The sequence below is a fragment of the Nitratireductor sp. XY-223 genome (assembly GCF_004959855.1).
In the GTDB taxonomy this organism is placed as follows: domain Bacteria; phylum Pseudomonadota; class Alphaproteobacteria; order Rhizobiales; family Rhizobiaceae; genus Hoeflea_A.
In genome coordinates this window covers 438,117-454,326 of sequence record NZ_SPNT01000002.1, presented here as the reverse complement: position 1 = coordinate 454,326, position 16,210 = coordinate 438,117, and the positions used below count along the sequence as shown (strand labels likewise).

At 63.4% G+C, this 16,210-nt stretch carries 15 protein-coding genes; 2 read left to right on the top strand and 13 right to left on the bottom strand.

The window, feature by feature from the left end:
• Position 1: 1 nt before the first annotated feature.
• From E4M07_RS08735 to E4M07_RS08685, 11 genes are all read right to left on the bottom strand, one after another.
• Entirely contained in the window at positions 2–979 is a 978-nt protein-coding gene (locus E4M07_RS08735) for a complex I NDUFA9 subunit family protein (protein ID WP_136657922.1), read from the bottom strand.
• 115 nt (positions 980–1,094) lie between these two features.
• Positions 1,095–1,649, bottom strand: coding sequence for a GNAT family N-acetyltransferase (locus E4M07_RS08730; protein WP_169054142.1), 555 nt, complete (start codon positions 1,647–1,649; stop codon positions 1,095–1,097).
• Entirely contained in the window at positions 1,639–1,932 is a 294-nt protein-coding gene (locus tag E4M07_RS08725) for a DUF1330 domain-containing protein (RefSeq protein ID WP_136657920.1), read from the bottom strand. Before E4M07_RS08725 ends, E4M07_RS08730 begins: the two co-directional genes overlap by 11 nt.
• Positions 1,933–1,973: 41 nt before the next feature.
• Positions 1,974–2,684, bottom strand: a complete 711-nt coding sequence (pyrF, locus tag E4M07_RS08720; RefSeq protein ID WP_136657919.1) for an orotidine-5'-phosphate decarboxylase — start codon at positions 2,682–2,684, stop codon at positions 1,974–1,976.
• A 79-nt stretch (positions 2,685–2,763) separates the two neighbouring features.
• Entirely contained in the window at positions 2,764–3,348 is a 585-nt protein-coding gene (locus tag E4M07_RS08715; protein ID WP_136657918.1) for an NAD(P)H-dependent oxidoreductase, read from the bottom strand.
• Positions 3,349–3,376: 28 nt separating this feature from the next.
• Positions 3,377–3,973 (bottom strand): phospholipid N-methyltransferase PmtA, encoded by a 597-nt coding sequence (pmtA, locus tag E4M07_RS08710; RefSeq protein WP_136657917.1) that lies wholly within the window; start codon positions 3,971–3,973, stop codon positions 3,377–3,379.
• Between the two features lie 22 nt (positions 3,974–3,995).
• Positions 3,996–5,135, bottom strand: a complete 1,140-nt coding sequence (dnaJ, locus tag E4M07_RS08705; RefSeq protein WP_136657916.1) for a molecular chaperone DnaJ — start codon at positions 5,133–5,135, stop codon at positions 3,996–3,998.
• A 480-nt stretch (positions 5,136–5,615) separates the two neighbouring features.
• Positions 5,616–7,538: a molecular chaperone DnaK gene (gene dnaK, locus E4M07_RS08700; protein ID WP_136657915.1), complete on the bottom strand. Its 1,923-nt coding sequence runs from the start codon at positions 7,536–7,538 to the stop codon at positions 5,616–5,618.
• A gap of 304 nt (positions 7,539–7,842) precedes the next feature.
• Positions 7,843–8,379 (bottom strand): acyloxyacyl hydrolase, encoded by a 537-nt coding sequence (locus E4M07_RS08695; RefSeq protein ID WP_169054141.1) that lies wholly within the window; start codon positions 8,377–8,379, stop codon positions 7,843–7,845.
• A gap of 196 nt (positions 8,380–8,575) precedes the next feature.
• On the bottom strand, positions 8,576–9,082 hold the full coding sequence (locus tag E4M07_RS08690; RefSeq protein WP_206057205.1) for an arsinothricin resistance N-acetyltransferase ArsN1 family B: 507 nt from the start codon (positions 9,080–9,082) through the stop codon (positions 8,576–8,578).
• A 4-nt stretch (positions 9,083–9,086) separates the two neighbouring features.
• A complete protein-coding gene (locus E4M07_RS08685) occupies positions 9,087–11,288 on the bottom strand; it encodes a transglycosylase domain-containing protein (protein WP_136657912.1) in 2,202 nt (733 codons plus the stop codon).
• 173 nt (positions 11,289–11,461) lie between these two features.
• Between E4M07_RS08685 and E4M07_RS08680 the strand changes: the two genes are divergently transcribed.
• Together E4M07_RS08680 and E4M07_RS08675 are read left to right on the top strand one after the other, a co-directional pair.
• Positions 11,462–12,580, top strand: a complete 1,119-nt coding sequence (locus E4M07_RS08680; protein WP_136657911.1) for an acyltransferase family protein — start codon at positions 11,462–11,464, stop codon at positions 12,578–12,580.
• Between the two features lie 35 nt (positions 12,581–12,615).
• Entirely contained in the window at positions 12,616–13,371 is a 756-nt protein-coding gene (locus E4M07_RS08675) for a class I SAM-dependent methyltransferase (protein ID WP_136657910.1), read from the top strand.
• Positions 13,372–13,379: 8 nt separating this feature from the next.
• On the opposite strand, the gene E4M07_RS08670 is transcribed toward E4M07_RS08675, so the two are convergent.
• Both E4M07_RS08670 and E4M07_RS08665 read right to left on the bottom strand, forming a co-directional pair.
• Positions 13,380–14,762: a M20/M25/M40 family metallo-hydrolase gene (locus E4M07_RS08670; protein WP_136657909.1), complete on the bottom strand. Its 1,383-nt coding sequence runs from the start codon at positions 14,760–14,762 to the stop codon at positions 13,380–13,382.
• A 379-nt stretch (positions 14,763–15,141) separates the two neighbouring features.
• Complete coding sequence (locus tag E4M07_RS08665; protein WP_136658475.1) at positions 15,142–16,200, bottom strand: ornithine cyclodeaminase; 1,059 nt, start codon at positions 16,198–16,200, stop codon at positions 15,142–15,144.
• Between the last annotated feature and the right edge of the window lie 10 nt (positions 16,201–16,210).

The following is a 16,210-nucleotide window of genomic DNA, read 5'->3' as shown; positions in this document are numbered from 1 at the left end:
TTCAGGCGATCAGGTCTTTGGTGAACTGCCCGGCCGGCCGGAAGCGCACGAGATAGGACGGCAGGATCGCTTCCAGCGTCGTCGCCTCGATGCCGAGGCCTGCAAGCGTCCGGCCCTCGGCTTCGGCGGCCGCCGAGACCACGTTGTCGGACCGCAAGAGAACAACCTGGTCCTTGGTCAGCACCGGATCGATGAGGGGAACCATCGACATCATCCGGCCCAGCAGCTTGGCCACCCACCAGCGGATCGAGATGAAGGCGCGCTTGCGCCCGATCATCTGCAGCATGAGCGTCAGGCACTGCCTGAAATCGAGAATTTCCGGGCCGCCGAGTTCCCAGGTCCTGCCCGGTTCGATATCGCCGTCGACGCTTTTGGCGATCGCTTCGGCGACATCGCCGACATAGACCGGTTGGAAATTGGTGACACCGCGACCGATCAGCGGCAGAAACGGGGAGAACCGCGCCATCTCCGCGAATTTGTTGAAGAAATCGTCTTCCGGACCGAACACGATGGACGGCCTGACGATCGTTGCGCCGGGAACCGCGCCGCGCACGGCCTCTTCGGCCTGGCCCTTGGTGCGGGCGTAGTCGGAGCGGCTGGCGCTGTCCGCCCCGATGGCCGAGACATGCGTGAGCCCGATGCCGGCGGCGGCACAGGCCTCGGCGACGGCGCGGGCGCCGGACTTCTGCACGTTGTCGAACGTGTTTCGGCCGCGTTCGAACAGGATGCCGACACAATTGACCACATGATCGGAGCCCTGCATGGCCCGGTCGACAGATTCGCGGTTCCGCAGATTGGCCTGGACGGCGGCGATCTGGCCGACATTGCCCATGGGCTGCAGGAAACCGGCGAGGTCGGGCCGGCGCACGGCGACGCGCACATTGTAGCCGCGCTTGGCGAGCGACCGCACTACATGGCGTCCGACAAACCCGGATCCGCCGAAAACCGTGACCAGCTTCGGTGCATTGCTCAGCGTCATGCCCGCCCGCTCCCTGCGTAAATTAGCCTATCAGGCTGTTTCATAGTCAAAACGGTGATGAAGGTGAAGTGCCAATAGGCCGCAGGCCGCAGAAACCTGGCCGCCCGTGACGTGCCTATCGGTTGCCGAGCGGGAACTGCATCAGCAGTCTGAGGTCCGGATCCGTGCCCGCCGGCACTTCGCCGTGGAAGCGCTCGCGCAGCGGTGCGGCTGCCTCACTAAGAGGCAATTCGTCGAATCCCTGATCGCGATAAAAGGGAGCGTTGAAGGCAACGTCCCGGAACGTCGACAGAACACACCGCTCTGCGCCGCGCGCCCCGCCTGCTTCCAGCGCTGATTTCACCAGCTGAGAACCGAGCCCGCGGCGGGTGTGATCGGGATGGACCGACAGCAGCCACACGTAAATGTCCCTTTCCAAGGCCTCAAACGCGATGAAGCCTACCGGTCGGTCGGCGTTGTCGCAGGCGACCTTGACTTCACTGGCCTCGAGGTGGCGCCTGAAATCCTCAAGCGGCGGGCCGCAACTCGTTGCAATCGCTGCTATTTCCGGGTTATCGACTGTTGCGAACAGTGCCGTCGACGCGGTGTCGATATCCAAAAGCAGCGGTGCGTCACCGGCCCGCATGGGCCGGATCGTGTAGCCGGCGGAGGCCGCCCGGTCAGGGTTCATGACCCTCGACCAGCAGCATCGTCGCTTCGGCGCAGCTCTGCCGGATTGCCTTGGCGGCCTGGTATTCCTCGGAGTTGTAGCAGTTCCGCGCATCCTCCATGGAGGCGAATTCGATGACCACGTTGCGTGCCCGCGGTTCGCCCTCGAGCACGTCGATGGCGCCGCCGCGTGCCAGGAAGTTCGCGCCGAAGCGTTCGAAGGCGGGCCTGGCGGTCGACACGTAGTCCTTGTAGCGCTCCGGGTCTTTGACCTCGACGCTGGCAATCCAATAGGCTTTCGCCATGGTTTCCTCCATCGGATTTTGACTTTTTGGTCTAATTATTATTAGAGCGCATTTTCCGTCATGGCGCCATCCATTTCGGAGAGGATCGCCCGGGCCGCCGCAACCGGGTCGGGTGCGGCGACGATCGGCCGGGCGACGACAAGATGGCTCGACCCGTTGCGCAGGGCGTCCGCCGGCGTGACGACCCGCTTCTGGTCGCCGTGGTCGGCGCCGGCGGGGCGGATTCCCGGAGTGACCACCGCCATGTCCGGCCCGACGATCCGGCGCACCGCGCCGGCCTCGGCCGCCGAGCAGACGATACCGCCCATGCCGGCCTCCGCCGCCTGTTGGGCTCGCTTGGCCACCAGCGCCTGCGGATCGTCTAAATAGCCAGCATCGTGCAGGTCCGCGGCGTCCATGGAGGTCAGAACGGTGACCCCGAGCAGGCACAGATCGGATCCCCGGGCAGCCTCGACAGCGGCGCGCATGGCTTTCGGATAGGCATGCAGCGTCAGCATGGAGACGTTCATTTTGACAATGTTTTCAACGCCTTTGGCAACCGTGTTGTCGATATCCAGCAGTTTCATGTCCAAAAACACGCGCTTGCCGTCGGCGATTAGCTCGCGTGCGAATTCCAGCCCCCCGGCAAAGGCGAGCTGGTATCCGATCTTGTAGAACTCGACCGTGTCGCCGAGCGCGGAAACGATTGTCGCAGCCCGCTGCGTCGTCGGCACGTCCAGGCCGACGATCAGGCGCGATCTGGCATCCTGCATTGCGGTACCTCGCTGATTTTGAGAATCGTTGCGGCCTTCGTTTAGGCTGCCGCGAATTGTCTGTCCAGTGCCGGCGTTCCTAACCCGCCCGCCCGTGCCGCTTGCAATGGTCGACCAGCGACCGGCAGGTTTTCTCCAGCATGCCGGCCGCGCGCTCGTCGGCGACCCTTCCGTCCTCGTCGAACGCCGAGGACGCCCCGCCGACCGCGCATTGCTCGGTGATGACCTGCGTGCCGACGGCCATCATGACCGCGCGCAGGTGATAGAGGCAGCGAATGCCGCTGAGCTTGCCGTTCGACGCCGCGCCGAGCGCCACGTATCGGCCGTTCCACGGCTTGAGCCGCCTGCCGCCGTCATCGGAAATGAGGCTGACCCAGTCGATGGTGTTTTTCAGCAGCGGCGGAATCGATGCGTTGTATTCCGGGCTGACGACAAAGAGCCCCTCATTCTCGGCAATCAGGCGTCCGAGGTTCATGGCGCCCATGGGAATGCCCTCGCGTGCCTTCAGGTCCTCGTTGACGATGGGCATGGGATAGTCGAGCAGTGAAATACGGGTGACGTCCGCGCCCATTTGCGCCAGCACGAGCTGTGCGGCATCGGCAAGTTTGGCATTGATCGAGTTGGACTTGGTCGATCCGGCGAAGACGAGGATGCGCGGTGTCATGGTCGTTTGCCCTCAGCCTGCTCCACGCCTAGCCCGCCCGCCGGTACATCCACATCTGCGCCGGCGGGATATTGCGGATCTCGATGCCGAAGCGTGTCACGCTGTAGTGGCCGTGGCCCGGCGGGATGGGTGACGACGGACCATAGGAGAATTGCAGGAACGGCCGGCCCCTCGGGATGCGGCTGAGGACGTCCTCGAGCAGGCGGACCCGCGATTCCACCGGGAAGTTGAGCAGCGGTATGCCGGAAATTACGCAATCGAAACGGGCGGTGCGCAACGCGCCGAGCGTATCGTCGAGCCGGAAGGCGTCGCCGCGTATCAGCCGGACGGCGGGCAGTTCGTCGCGCAGATGCCGGCAGAACTCGGGTGAGTACTCGACGGCGACTAGGTTTTCCGGCGCCACCCCGCGCCGCAGCAGGGCGCGGGTGACGACACCCGTACCCGGACCCAGCTCGAGGACCGGCAGTCCCGATTTCGGATTGGCGACGCTCGCCATGCGCCGCGCCATGTAGACCGAGGTCGGGACGATGGCGCCCACGGTTTTGGGCTGACTGACCAAGCCTTTGAAAAAGCGCAGTTTTCGGCTGAATTTGTCAGCGACATGCTGTTGCAGGTGCTGCCGCATTCACGCGTACTCCCTGATGGCTCTAGTCACTGAGCGTGTCGAAAAAGTGCCGCATCTTGGAGAAGAAGCCGGAGGACTCCGGATTGTTCTCCCGCGATGACAGGGACTCGAATTCCTCCAGCAGCTCCCGCTGCCGTTTGGTCAGCCTCTGCGGCGTTTCAATGGCGATCTGAATATAGAGGTCGCCGGATTGCGACGAACGCAGCACCGGCATGCCCTTCGATTTCAGACGGAACTGGCGGCCGGTCTGGGTGCCTTCCGGGACCTTGACGCGTGTCTTGGCGCCGTCCAGCGTCACCACGTCGAACTGGCCGCCGAGGGCGGCCGTGGTCATTGATATCGGCACGATGCAGTAGAGATCGGCGCCGTCGCGCTGAAAGAACTCGTGCGGTTTGACCGACAGGAAGATGTAAAGATCGCCGGATGGGCCGCTGCGCAGCCCGGCTTCGCCCTCGCCGGCGAGGCGGATGCGTGTTCCGTCCTCGATACCGGCCGGGATATTGACCGAAAGCGACCGCTCCTCGTTGACCCGGCCTTGGCCGGAGCATTTGGAGCAGGGGTCGCTGATCGTCTCGCCGCGCCCGTGGCAGGTCGGACAGGTGCGCTCGACGGAGAAGAAACCCTGCGATGCGCGCACCCGGCCGGACCCGTGACAGGTATTGCAGGTCACTGGCTGGCTGCCGGGCTTGGCGCCGGAGCCGGAGCACTCGTCGCACTGCACCGATGTCGGCACGCGGATCTGGGCCGTCTTGCCGGTGAAGGCCTCTTCGAGCGAGATTTCCATATTGTAGCGCAGGTCGGCGCCGCGTTCGCGGCCGCCCGCATTGCGGCGAGACCGTCCGCCGCCCATCATCTCGCCGAAAATATCTTCGAAAATATCCGAGAAGGCGTGCGCACCGCCGCCGAATCCGCCGCCGAACCCGCCAGGGCCGCCCTGCTCGAAGGCGGCGTGGCCGAACTGGTCGTAGGCCGCCCGCTTCTGCGGATCCTTCAGCGTCTCGTAGGCTTCGTTGATTTCCTTGAACCTGCGCTCGGCCTCGACATCGTCGGGATTCTTGTCCGGGTGGTATTTCATGGCCAGCCGACGGAAGGCGCTTTTCAGGTCCTTGTCGCTTGCACCCTTGGACACGCCGAGAGTTTCGTAGAAATCAGCCTTGGCCATCAGACCGCTTCATGGTTGGTTTGAATCATTTGACCGAGGCGATTTTGGTCGCTGACTAGACGGTTTGCGCGCCGTGGTGCCATCCCACCACAAGCGGGAACCAACGCAGTCAGAGGGCAAAATCGCTCGGCCCATTCAGCTCTGAGTTTCAAATCGATAGTCCTCTCCAGGGTGGCGGTAAATCGGACCATCGGCGTCGTTGCGCCGCTTGCCCGATGTTCCACATCGCGCTGCGCGACGCGCCTAGCCGAGTGAACCGATTTTCCGCCATCAAATGCTTCAACCCAACCATGAAACGGTCTTATATGCTCCGCAGAACGAAATTCACCCGCTCTCATTCGTTCGTTCCGGGCGATGGCTCACGGGAAACGCCCGCCGAATGATTGAATCGGTTTTCCCGGAAAGTCAAAATGCGATTGCAGGAAAACCGGAACGAGCGAACGGCCGGCGGGCGTCTGTCGCGTCCACCGGCCGTCCGGCTTAAGCCGATTTTTTCTCGTCGTCGTCGTTGATCTCTTCGAAATCGGCGTCGACGACGTCTTCGCCTTCCGCTGCGGCATCGGCCGCGGCGTCCGTTTCAGCGGTTTCGGCCTGCTGGGCCTCGTACATCGCCTGGCCGAGTTTCATCGAGGCTTCCGCGAGCGTTGCGGTCTTGGCCTTGATGTCTTCCCCGTCGGGCTCTTCCGCCTCGACGGCGGCCTTCAGGGCCTCGACGGCATCGGTGATGGCCTTGCGATCGTCCTCGCTGACCTTGTCGCCGTAGTCGGCCAGCGACTTTTCCGTCGAGTGAATGAGGCTTTCAGCCTGGTTCTTCGCTTCGACGGCATCGCGCCGGGCCTTGTCCGCCTCGGCATTGCTTTCGGCATCCTTGATCATCTGCTCGATATCGTCGTCGGACAGACCGCCGGAAGCCTGGATGCGGATCTGGTGCTCCTTGCCGGTCCCTTTGTCCTTCGCCGATACGTTGACGATGCCGTTGGCGTCGATGTCGAAGGTGACTTCGATCTGCGGCACGCCGCGCGGCGCCGGCGGGATACCGACCAGGTCGAACTGGCCGAGCATCTTGTTGTCGGCGGCCATTTCGCGCTCGCCCTGGGCAACGCGGATGGTCACGGCATTCTGGTTGTCCTCGGCCGTGGAGAAGATTTGCGACTTCTTGGTCGGGATCGTCGTGTTGCGGTCGATCAGGCGGGTGAAGACACCGCCGAGCGTCTCGATGCCGAGCGACAGCGGCGTGACATCCAGCAGCAGCACGTCCTTGACGTCGCCCTGCAGGACACCGGCCTGGATGGCGGCGCCCATGGCGACCACCTCATCCGGATTGACGCCCTTGTGCGGCTCCTTGCCGAAGAACTGCTTGACGACTTCCTGGACCTTCGGCATGCGGGTCATGCCGCCGACGAGGACGACCTCGTCGATTTCGCCCGGCTGGATGCCGGCATCTTTGATCGCCGCCTTGCACGGATCGACGGTGCGCTGGATCAGATCGTCGACCAGGCTCTCGAACTTGGCCCGCGACAGCTTCATCGTCAGGTGTTTCGGACCGCTCTGGTCGGCGGTGATGAACGGCAGGTTGATTTCGGTCTGCGCCGAGGACGACAGCTCGATCTTGGCCTTTTCAGCCGCTTCCTTGAGCCGCTGCAGCGCCAGCTTGTCGTTCTTCAGGTCGATGCCCTGGTCTTTCTTGAATTCCTTGGCGAGGTAGTCGACCAGGCGCATGTCGAAATCTTCACCGCCGAGGAAGGTATCGCCGTTGGTGGATTTGACCTCGAAGACGCCGTCGCCGATTTCAAGAACGGAAATATCGAAGGTGCCGCCGCCCAGGTCGTAGACGGCAATGGTCTTGCCTTCCTTCTTGTCGAGGCCGTAGGCGAGCGCGGCCGCGGTCGGCTCGTTGATGATGCGCAGCACTTCCATGCCGGCGATCTTGCCGGCGTCCTTGGTGGCCTGGCGCTGGGCGTCGTTGAAATAGGCCGGAACGGTGATGACGGCCTTTTCGACGGCCTCGCCGAGATAGGCTTCCGCCGTTTCCTTCATCTTCTGCAGGATCATGGCCGAAATCTGCGACGGGGAGTAGCTGCCGCCGCCGGCCTCTACCCAGGCGTCGCCATTGTCGGCCTTGACGATCTTGTAGGGAACGAGGCTCTTGTCCTTCTCGACCATCTTGTCGTCATAACGGCGACCGATCAGTCGCTTGACGGCAAATAGCGTGTTTTCGGGGTTGGTTACGGCCTGGCGTTTGGCCGGCTGTCCGGTGAGACGCTCGCCGTCGTCTGTAAACGCGACCATCGAAGGTGTGGTACGCGCGCCCTCCGCATTCTCAATGACCTTGGCGTCTTGTCCATCCATGACGGCGACGCAGGAATTGGTCGTTCCCAGGTCAATACCAATTACTTTTGCCATTTTACATTCTCCTTGAAGCGAACTGTCCGGACCCGTAGCGGCGTTCCATGTGACAGTCCCTAGCGGTATGATCCCCCAGCATCCGGCAGGATGCCGTAGTTGAGCCGTATATAAGAAAGCCGTTATGGGACTGCAAGGCAGGATTCGGATTCGATCTTCGCTCTTAGCGCGACCGCCGATAGCATTGCACAAGCCATTCTGAAAAGCCCTGAATCGCGACGGCCGGCGATTTTCCTGCAATTCACCATCATGGCGGGAAAATACCGTCGCGTTGCAACCGCCGGATGGGTCGCTCCGGTCGTGCCTAGAAGCGGTAACCCATGCGCCCGCCGACCGATTCAAGTCCTATGTTGAAATCCGTCAGGCTGGCGTTCGAATAGTGATTGTAGAACACTTCCACGAGTATGTCTTCGGTGATGTCGACGCCGACCGACGCCTGCAGGTGGAACAGCCAGTCGGACCCGAGATCCTTGGTGGCGCCCGACACCGGGTCGGTTGTCACCTGCGAGCTGTTCCACGAACCGCCGCCGGTGAACCCGATATAGAGCCACCTGGTCAGGTGCACCTGCCAGTTGAGGCCGGTATAGACCACATGGATCGGATTGTCGGAAATGGCGATGTCCGCGCCGATCACCGGGCGCGGCGAACCGAGGGCGGCAAGGATGTCTGGCGATGGCAACAGGATTTCGCCGTTGATCACGGCGCCGGAGAAATGATTGGGCGATGCCGGACCGGTGTCGTACGCTCCCCCACCGAAACGTACTTCCCAGTCCTTGGCATGCTTGCCGATTTCTACTCTGCTTAAGAACGCGTCATCCGAAGCGTACGCAACACCGAACACATACAGTTGCGCCGCAAAAAACGCGGCGACTCCTAACCGAAATCGCATTACAGAAAATGGCCCCCGCCACGTCGATGCGTTAACCAAACAAAACCGTGCCGGAGGGCAATTTGCAAGGCCGATAAATGCACCGGCGGACATAAGGCAGACGCTGTTGCATTTTCGCATCAGTCGGCGTCGTGCGCCCGGCTCCGCGTCAGCGGTCGAGGATGCGTTGCCACCAGCCTACGTCGTGCCACTCTCCGAATTTGAATCCGACCTCTTTGTAGATGCCGACCGGTTCAAATCCGACCGCCTCGTGCAGCCCAACACTTGCCGGATTGGGCAGGGCGATCCCGGCGAATGCAGCGTGAAATCCTCCCCTGGCTAGAACGCCAAGCAATTGCGTATAGAGCAACCGTCCCACGCCTTGGCCGCGCGCTGCTTCGGCGACATAGGCGGAGACGTCGGCGGACTTGCGATAGGCTGCCCGTTCCCGGTGCCTGCCGCCATAGGCATATCCGATAACCGCGCCATTGCGTTCGGCCACCAAAAAGGAATGGGTTCTGAGTGAGTCCTCGATGCGCCGCGCCATGTCCTCGACGCTCGGCACGGCCTCTTCGAAGGAGATGACCGTTTTTTCCACGATCGGCGCGTAGATGTCCCGAATTCCGGGTGCGTCGCCAGTCGTGGCGTTTCTGATCAAGATGTCTGCAGACTTCACAGCGTCAGTTTCCCAGCAGAATGTCGAGCAGCGTTGTCGTCTCGTCGCCGTTGCGCGTGTCGACATCCGCCGGCGGCGGCCGCCGCGATGTCGAGCCGGTGCGCTCCTGCGCTACGCCGCCCGGCCACGAATGTGCCGGCGCGTCGCCGATCGCGCCCGCGGGTCTGCGCACGACCCGTTCGTCCGGGCGGGTCATCGGAACCGCGACACGGCTCGGATCGCTCGGCACCGCGTACTGGCCGGGAAGCCGGGCGATCGACGAGCCGCTGTGGGCCGCCTGCATGAAGCTCTTCCAGGCGAGCGCCGGCATGGCGCCGCCGGTCACGTTGCGGGTCGGCTTGCTGTCGTCGTTGCCGAACCACACCCCGGTCGTCAGGTGCGCGGTGTAGCCGATGAACAGTGCATCGCGGAATGCCTGGCTGGTGCCGGTCTTTCCGGCCGCCTGATGGCTGGCGAGGCGGGCCTTGCGGCCTGTTCCGTCATTGACGGCCCTGACCAGCATGCCGTTCATCATGGCGATGATCTCCGGCCGCAGCACGCGGGGCGGATTGTCGTAGGTGTTCTCGTAAAGCACCTTGCCGTCCGTGGTGCGCACCCGCTTGATGATATGCGGGGTCGCCTTGTAGCCGCCGTTCATGAACGGCGCATAGGCGGCGGTCAGCTCGGTCAGGGTGACTTCCGAGGTGCCCAGCGCAATGGAGGCATTGGTCTGCAGTTTCGATTCGATACCCAGGCGTCGCGCCGTCTTGGCGACATTGTCGGCCCCGGCCTCCATGACCAGTTGCGCTGCGATGGTGTTAAGCGATTTCGACAGCGCCTCCGACAGCGTGACCGGCCCGCGATATTTCTCGTCATAGTTCGAAGGCGTCCACTTGCCGATCCGGATCGGCGCGTCGTTGCGCACGGATTCGGGCGTGCGGCCCATCTCCAGCGCCGCCGTGTAGACGAAGGGCTTGAACGCCGAACCCGGCTGCCGCTTCGCCTTCGTCGCCCGGTCGTACTGGCTGACCGAATAATCGTAACCGCCGACGAGGGCGCGGATGGCGCCCGATCCGTCGATCGAGACGAGCGCGCCCTGCGACACGTTGAGTTTCCGCCCGCTGTGGTCGATGGCGCCGCGGATGGTTTTCTCCGCCTGCTGCTGCAGCCGGAAATCGATGGTCGTGTCGACGATGAGGTCGCGGGTCACCTTGCCGCCGATGAGCGCCTCGATCCGGTCCATGACGAGATCGGCGCCGTAGTTTTCGGCACCGGTCCAGTAGCTCTTGGCACGGGTTGGCGCCTGCGTCATCGCCGTGGTGATCTCGCGGTCGGTAACGAAGCCCTCGTCGCGCATGGCTTCCAGGACGAGCTGGGCGCGTGCCTCGGCGGCGTCCGGATTGCGCGCCGGGGAAAGGCGCGACGGCGCCTTCAGAAGCCCGGCGAGCAATGCCGCCTGCGCCAGGTTGACGTCGCGCGCGGGTTTCTTGAAGTAACGCCTGGAGGCGGCTTCAACGCCATAGGAGCCTGACCCGAAATACACCCGGTTCAGGTACATTTCCAGGATCTGGTCCTTGGTGAAATTGTATTCGAGCCAGAAGGCAAGCAGCACTTCCTGGACCTTTCGCTCGACGGTGCGTTCCGGTGAAAGGAAAAGGTTCTTGGCCAGCTGCTGGGTCAGCGTCGAACCGCCCTGCTCCATGCGCCCGGCCATGACATTGTGGACCATGGCGCGTGCAAGGCCGATGGGGTCGAAGCCGAAATGCGAATAGAAGCGGCGATCCTCGATGGCCACCACCGCCTGGGGAATGTACGGCGACATGCGCGAAAGGGTCAACGCCTCGCCGCCGGTCGCGCCGCGATTGGCCAGCGTGCGCCCGTCGCTGGATACGATCTTGACGTTGGGCGGCCGCTCCGGAACCGTCCAGGTGGTCGCGCTCGGCATCTTGGCGCCGTAATAGGCGACCAGCCCGCCGACGCCGATGGCGAGCCAAAGGCCGATGACGAAGCACCAGTAGACCGATCGCTGCAGGAATCCGGTCAATCCGCGCCGCGCCGATCCGGACCGCGACTTGCGGCGTCCGGATGCGGATTTCCGTTTGCCCTTGCGTCCGCCGGATCCGTGGCCGCCGGCCACCCGGTCGCCGGCGCGCGCGCGCAGGCCGCCGCTGCCCCGGCGTGACATCGACGGTTCGATACGGGTCTGTTTTTTGCGTTTCTTGGCCATGCGTCCCGGTGCTTTCTGATGGATGCCGATTGGACTCTAAATGCGGCAATTTAAGGGGGCGTTAATCGTTTCGCCGAGCGTGGCCTTCGAGATCGCGGATGTTAACGCTTCGCTTGCCTCGTGCTGCTATTTTTCTGCGCAACCGCCAGTTCCAGCCCCTCACGGATCCCGCCATGGCCTATGTGGAAAAACAGTCCCCCGCAGTCGCTGCGGTTCGCGCGACACGCGACTATGTTCACCTGGAATCGGGCCGCGTCGTCTGGGTCGACTACCTGAAGGGGTTCTGTATCCTTCTGGTCGTCATGCTGCACGCCGTTGCCGGGGTCGAAAAGGCGGCCGGTGCCGACGGCTGGATGCACATCTTCATCGAAGTCAGCCAGCCGATGCGCATGCCGGCCTTCTTTCTGGCATCAGGCCTGTTCTTCATGCGCGGTGTGGACAAGCCCCTCGGCCGGTTCATCGACGGCAAGGTTCTCCACTTTGCCTATTTCTATGTCCTTTGGCTGACCATCCAGTTCGCCTTCAAGGCGCCGGGCATGGCCGCCGAGGGCGGCATCGCCGCGCCGGTCGCGAATTATCTGCTGGCATTCGTGCAGCCCTTCGGAACGCTCTGGTTCATCTATATATTGCCGGTCTTTTTCGTCGCCACGCGGCTGGTGCGCGGCCTGCCGGTTCTTCTTGTGCTGGCCGTTGCTGTGCTTCTTCAGGTCCTGCCGGTCCGCACGGGTGCCGTCGTGGTCGACGAGTTCACGTCCTATTTCGTCTGGTTTTTTGCCGGCTACGCATATTCCGGTAAGGTGTTCGCACTGGCCGACTTCGCCCGCCGGAACCCGTTCACGACGCTGACAGCCGCCGCGACCATCACCGTCGTCACCTATTTCGCCACTAGCTGGTCGGCCCCGGTCGCCCTCCTGCCCGAGTGGGCGTCCCGTTTCGCCGCCGCGCCGACGATCGCCTTTTCGATGCTGCCGGTGGTCTCGCTGGTCCTGGGGATCGGCGGAATTGTCGTGCTGGTGTCGCTGAGCGCCCTGCTTTCGGCTTTCGGGCAGGCCGGGTTCATCCGCTGGTGCGGCGCCCATTCGATCGTCATCTACCTCGCCTTCTTCTTGCCGATGGCGGTGACGCGCGTCGTCTTGCTGAAGCTTGGCATCGTGACGGATATCGGCACCGTTTCCCTCCTGGTCTGGATTGCCGCGATCTGCGGGCCTATCCTGTTGTTCTGGATAGTGCAGACCACTGGCTTCGGGCGCTTCCTGTTCGAACGGCCGCGATGGGCGCGGCTTGAACGGTAGGCGCACCCGGCCGGTGCGGACGGGGGGCCGGCTCGATGACAGCGTCCTTTACGATGAACTCCCATCTCGGCAAGCGGATCCTGGCGCTGGTGCGCGAGGGCAACTACGCCCATGCCGGCGAGGAAGAGGCGATCGAGCTGGCACTGGCGGATCTTCCGAGGGACGGTGAACGGGCCCTGCTGGACGCGGGGTGCGGCCGCGGCGGCACCGCGGACTATATGCAGAAAAACGGCTGGGGCCGGGTGACGGGCGTCGATATCGAGCCCGATTCCATCCGCGAGGCGGAGCGCGCCTATCCCGATATCCGGTTCGAGGCGGGCGACATCGCCGATCTCGGCCAGCGCTACGCCGGCTATTTCGATGCCGTGACCATGTTCAATGTCCTTTATGCGATACCGGACCACGCTCGGGCGCTGGCGGCGCTCGCCGAGGCGGCGCGTCCCGGCGCCACGCTGGTGATATTCGACTACGAGGATCCGGGCGGCTACGCCGACCATGCGATCATGGAAGGCGGCGCGGGTTTCCTGGCCAACCCGATGGTCGCCGGACGGATCGCGGACATTCTCGACCACACCGGCTGGTCGGTGACCGGTCGGTGCGACATTACCGACGCCTATGTCGGCTGGTACCGGCGGCTCGTCGACCGGATCAGGACACGGCGCGCCGACATCGAAGCCCTGGCGCAGGCCGAAGGCTATGAGCGCGTGCTCGGCCTTTATTCACAGCTTCTCGGCGTCCTGCGCGAAGGACGGTTGGGCGGCGCGATCATCCGTGCGGAGCGCCGCGCCTGACCCGCGGGTCAGCGCGCCAGCGCGTCGAGGATACGGACCCAGGAGCGCACGCCCTTGTGGAACGAGCGCAGATCGTACTTTTCGTTGGGCGAGTGGATGCGGTCGTCTTCCAGCGCGAAGCCGACCAGCAGCGAATTCATGCCGAGCTGCGACTGGAAATCGCCGACGATGGGGATCGAGCCGCCCATGCCGAGCAGCGCGGTGGGCTTGCCCCATTCCTCCTCGAGGGCGGAACCGGCCTTTGCCAGTTCCGGTGCGTCGTAGGACAGTTGAATAGCGCCGGACGTGCCGTGCTCGGCAAATTCCACCGAGCAGTCCGCCGGAATGCGGTCGCTGACGAACTTGCGGAAGTTCTCCCTGATTGCATGCGGGTCCTGGTCGCCCACCAGCCGGAACGAGACCTTGGCTGATGCCTGCGCCGGGATCACCGTCTTGAACCCCTCGCCGGTATAGCCGCCGGTGATGCCGTTGACCTCCGCCGTCGGGCGTGTCCAGCAGCGCTCGAGGATGCTGCGGTCCCGTTCGCCCGACGGGATGGAGAGCCCGATATCTTCCAGAAAGCCCTTCGGGGGTCCGAGTTCCTCCCACATCGCCATGATGTCTTGCGGCGTCTCGTGAACGCCGTCGTAAAAATGCGGGATGGTCACGCGTCCGTTCTCGTCATGCATGGCGCCGAGGATTGACGACAGTATGTGGATCGGATTGGCGGCATTGCCGCCGTAATGGCCCGAATGAAGGTCCCTGTCCGCGGCCTTGACGGTGACCTCTTCGCCGGTAAGGCCGCGCAAGGCGACCGAGATGGACGGCGTGTCGGCATCCCACATTCCCGTATCGCAGACCAGCGCAAGGTCCGCCTTCAGTTCGTCCGCGTTCTCGTCCAGAAAGGGCTGCAGCGATACGGACCCGGATTCCTCCTCGCCTTCGAACAGGATCGACACCCGGCATGGCAGCGCGCCCGTGGTCTCCTTGTAGGCCCGGCAGGCCTCGACGAAGGTCATGAGCTGCCCCTTGTCGTCGCTCGTTCCCCGGCCGGTGATCACCTTGCGGCCCGGCGTAAGCTCCGTCACCGCCGGCTCGAACGGGTCGCTGGTCCACAGTTCGATCGGATCGACCGGCTGCACGTCGTAATGGCCATAGAACAGCACATGCGGCGCCCCGTCGGGGCCGTCGTGGTGGGCGACGACCATCGGATGGCCGATGGTATCGCGAACGCTGGCGGAAAAGCCGATCTCGGCAAGCGCCTCGACCAGCCATTCGGCGGCCTTGCGGCAATCGGGGGCGTAGGCGGGATCCGTCGAAATCGACTTGATGCGCACAAGCTGCGAGAGTCGGTCGAGGCTGTCATCGAGATTGCTGTCGGCCCGTGACAGCGTGGCGGCGAGATCGGCCATGAAGTGCTCCTGAATACGGGAATCGCAAACGGGACATTAGAGCGAGTTGCGCCGCAAACACAACATCCGGTTTATCGGGCAGTGAGTCTGTGCGGCCGTGCCTGTGTTTGGGGCAAAAAGATGCCACCGTGGCTGGAGGGGAAAGTCACGGTGGCGTTGGGGATGTGAGCGGCGACCCGGAGAGGGGGGGATGAGGTCGCCGCTCATGTCCGGCGTGGCGGGGGACATGCCTCTCGCCAGACATCGGCATTTTTGCTTGCCGGTGACTGTGATTTGGGCTGATGAATGTGGCAATTCAAGGACACAACCGCGAGATTGCGGTCACGACTATGTTACAGTGGAAAAACCAGTTACCCACACCCCTCAAATCTTTGGGGAATCAGGCTGCCGCCGGCGGCTGCTGCGGTCCGCGGAAAGGACTGCTTCCGCGGCCCAGGACGCCGAACAGGTCGCGCGGGTCCTGCAAGTCGGCGATCAGATCAAGTTCCTCGAAGATTCCGTGGCTTAGGGCCTGTTCACGGACATAGTTGAGGGCCGAGAAATCCTCGATCGCGAAGCCGACGGAATCGAACAGCGTGATGTCCCGGGCAGACTGCCGCCCCGGTTGCGTTTCGGCAATCACCTGCCAAAGTTCGGTCACCGGATAATTTTCCGGCAGCTGCTGGATTTCACCCTCTATGCGTGTCTGCGCCGTAAATTCGACAAAGATCCCGGAGCGCAGGAGGATGTCCCGGTGCAGCTCGGTCTTGCCCGGGCAGTCGCCGCCGACGGCATTGATGTGAACGCCCTCGCCGACCATGTTGTCGGTCAGGATCGTGGCGTACTGCTTGTCGGCCGTGACGGTGGTGATGATGTCGGCGCCGGACACCGCATCCTGCGAGGTCGGGCAGATGGTGACATGGAGGCCGCGGCCGGCAAGATTGGCGGCGCATTTGCGGCTGGCGGCGCGGTCGATGTCGTTGAGCCGAATGCGCTCGATCCCCGCAATCGCGGCAAAGGCCAGCGCCTGGAATTCCGACTGCGCACCGTTGCCGATGATCGCCATGCAGCGTGAATCGGGACGGGCGAGGTGCTTGGCGGCCATGGCGGAAGTCGCCGCTGTGCGCAGCGCCGTCAGCAGTGTCATCTCACTGACGAGGATCGGATAACCCGTTGAAACATCGGATAGAACACCGAACGCGGTCACCGTCTGCAGGCCTTCCTTCATGTTCTTCGGATGGCCGTTGACATATTTGAAACCGTAGTGGTCGCCGTCGCTGGTCGGCATCAGCTCGATGACGCCTACGCTGGAGTGGCTGGCGATGCGCGGGGTCTTCTCGAAGTTCTGCCAGCGCTTGAAATCGCCCTCGATGGCGCCGCAGAGCCCTGTCAGGAAATTCTGGAGACCGGTCCGCTCGACCAGCTTGATCATCGCCTCCACGCCGACAAAATGGACCATGACCGATTCC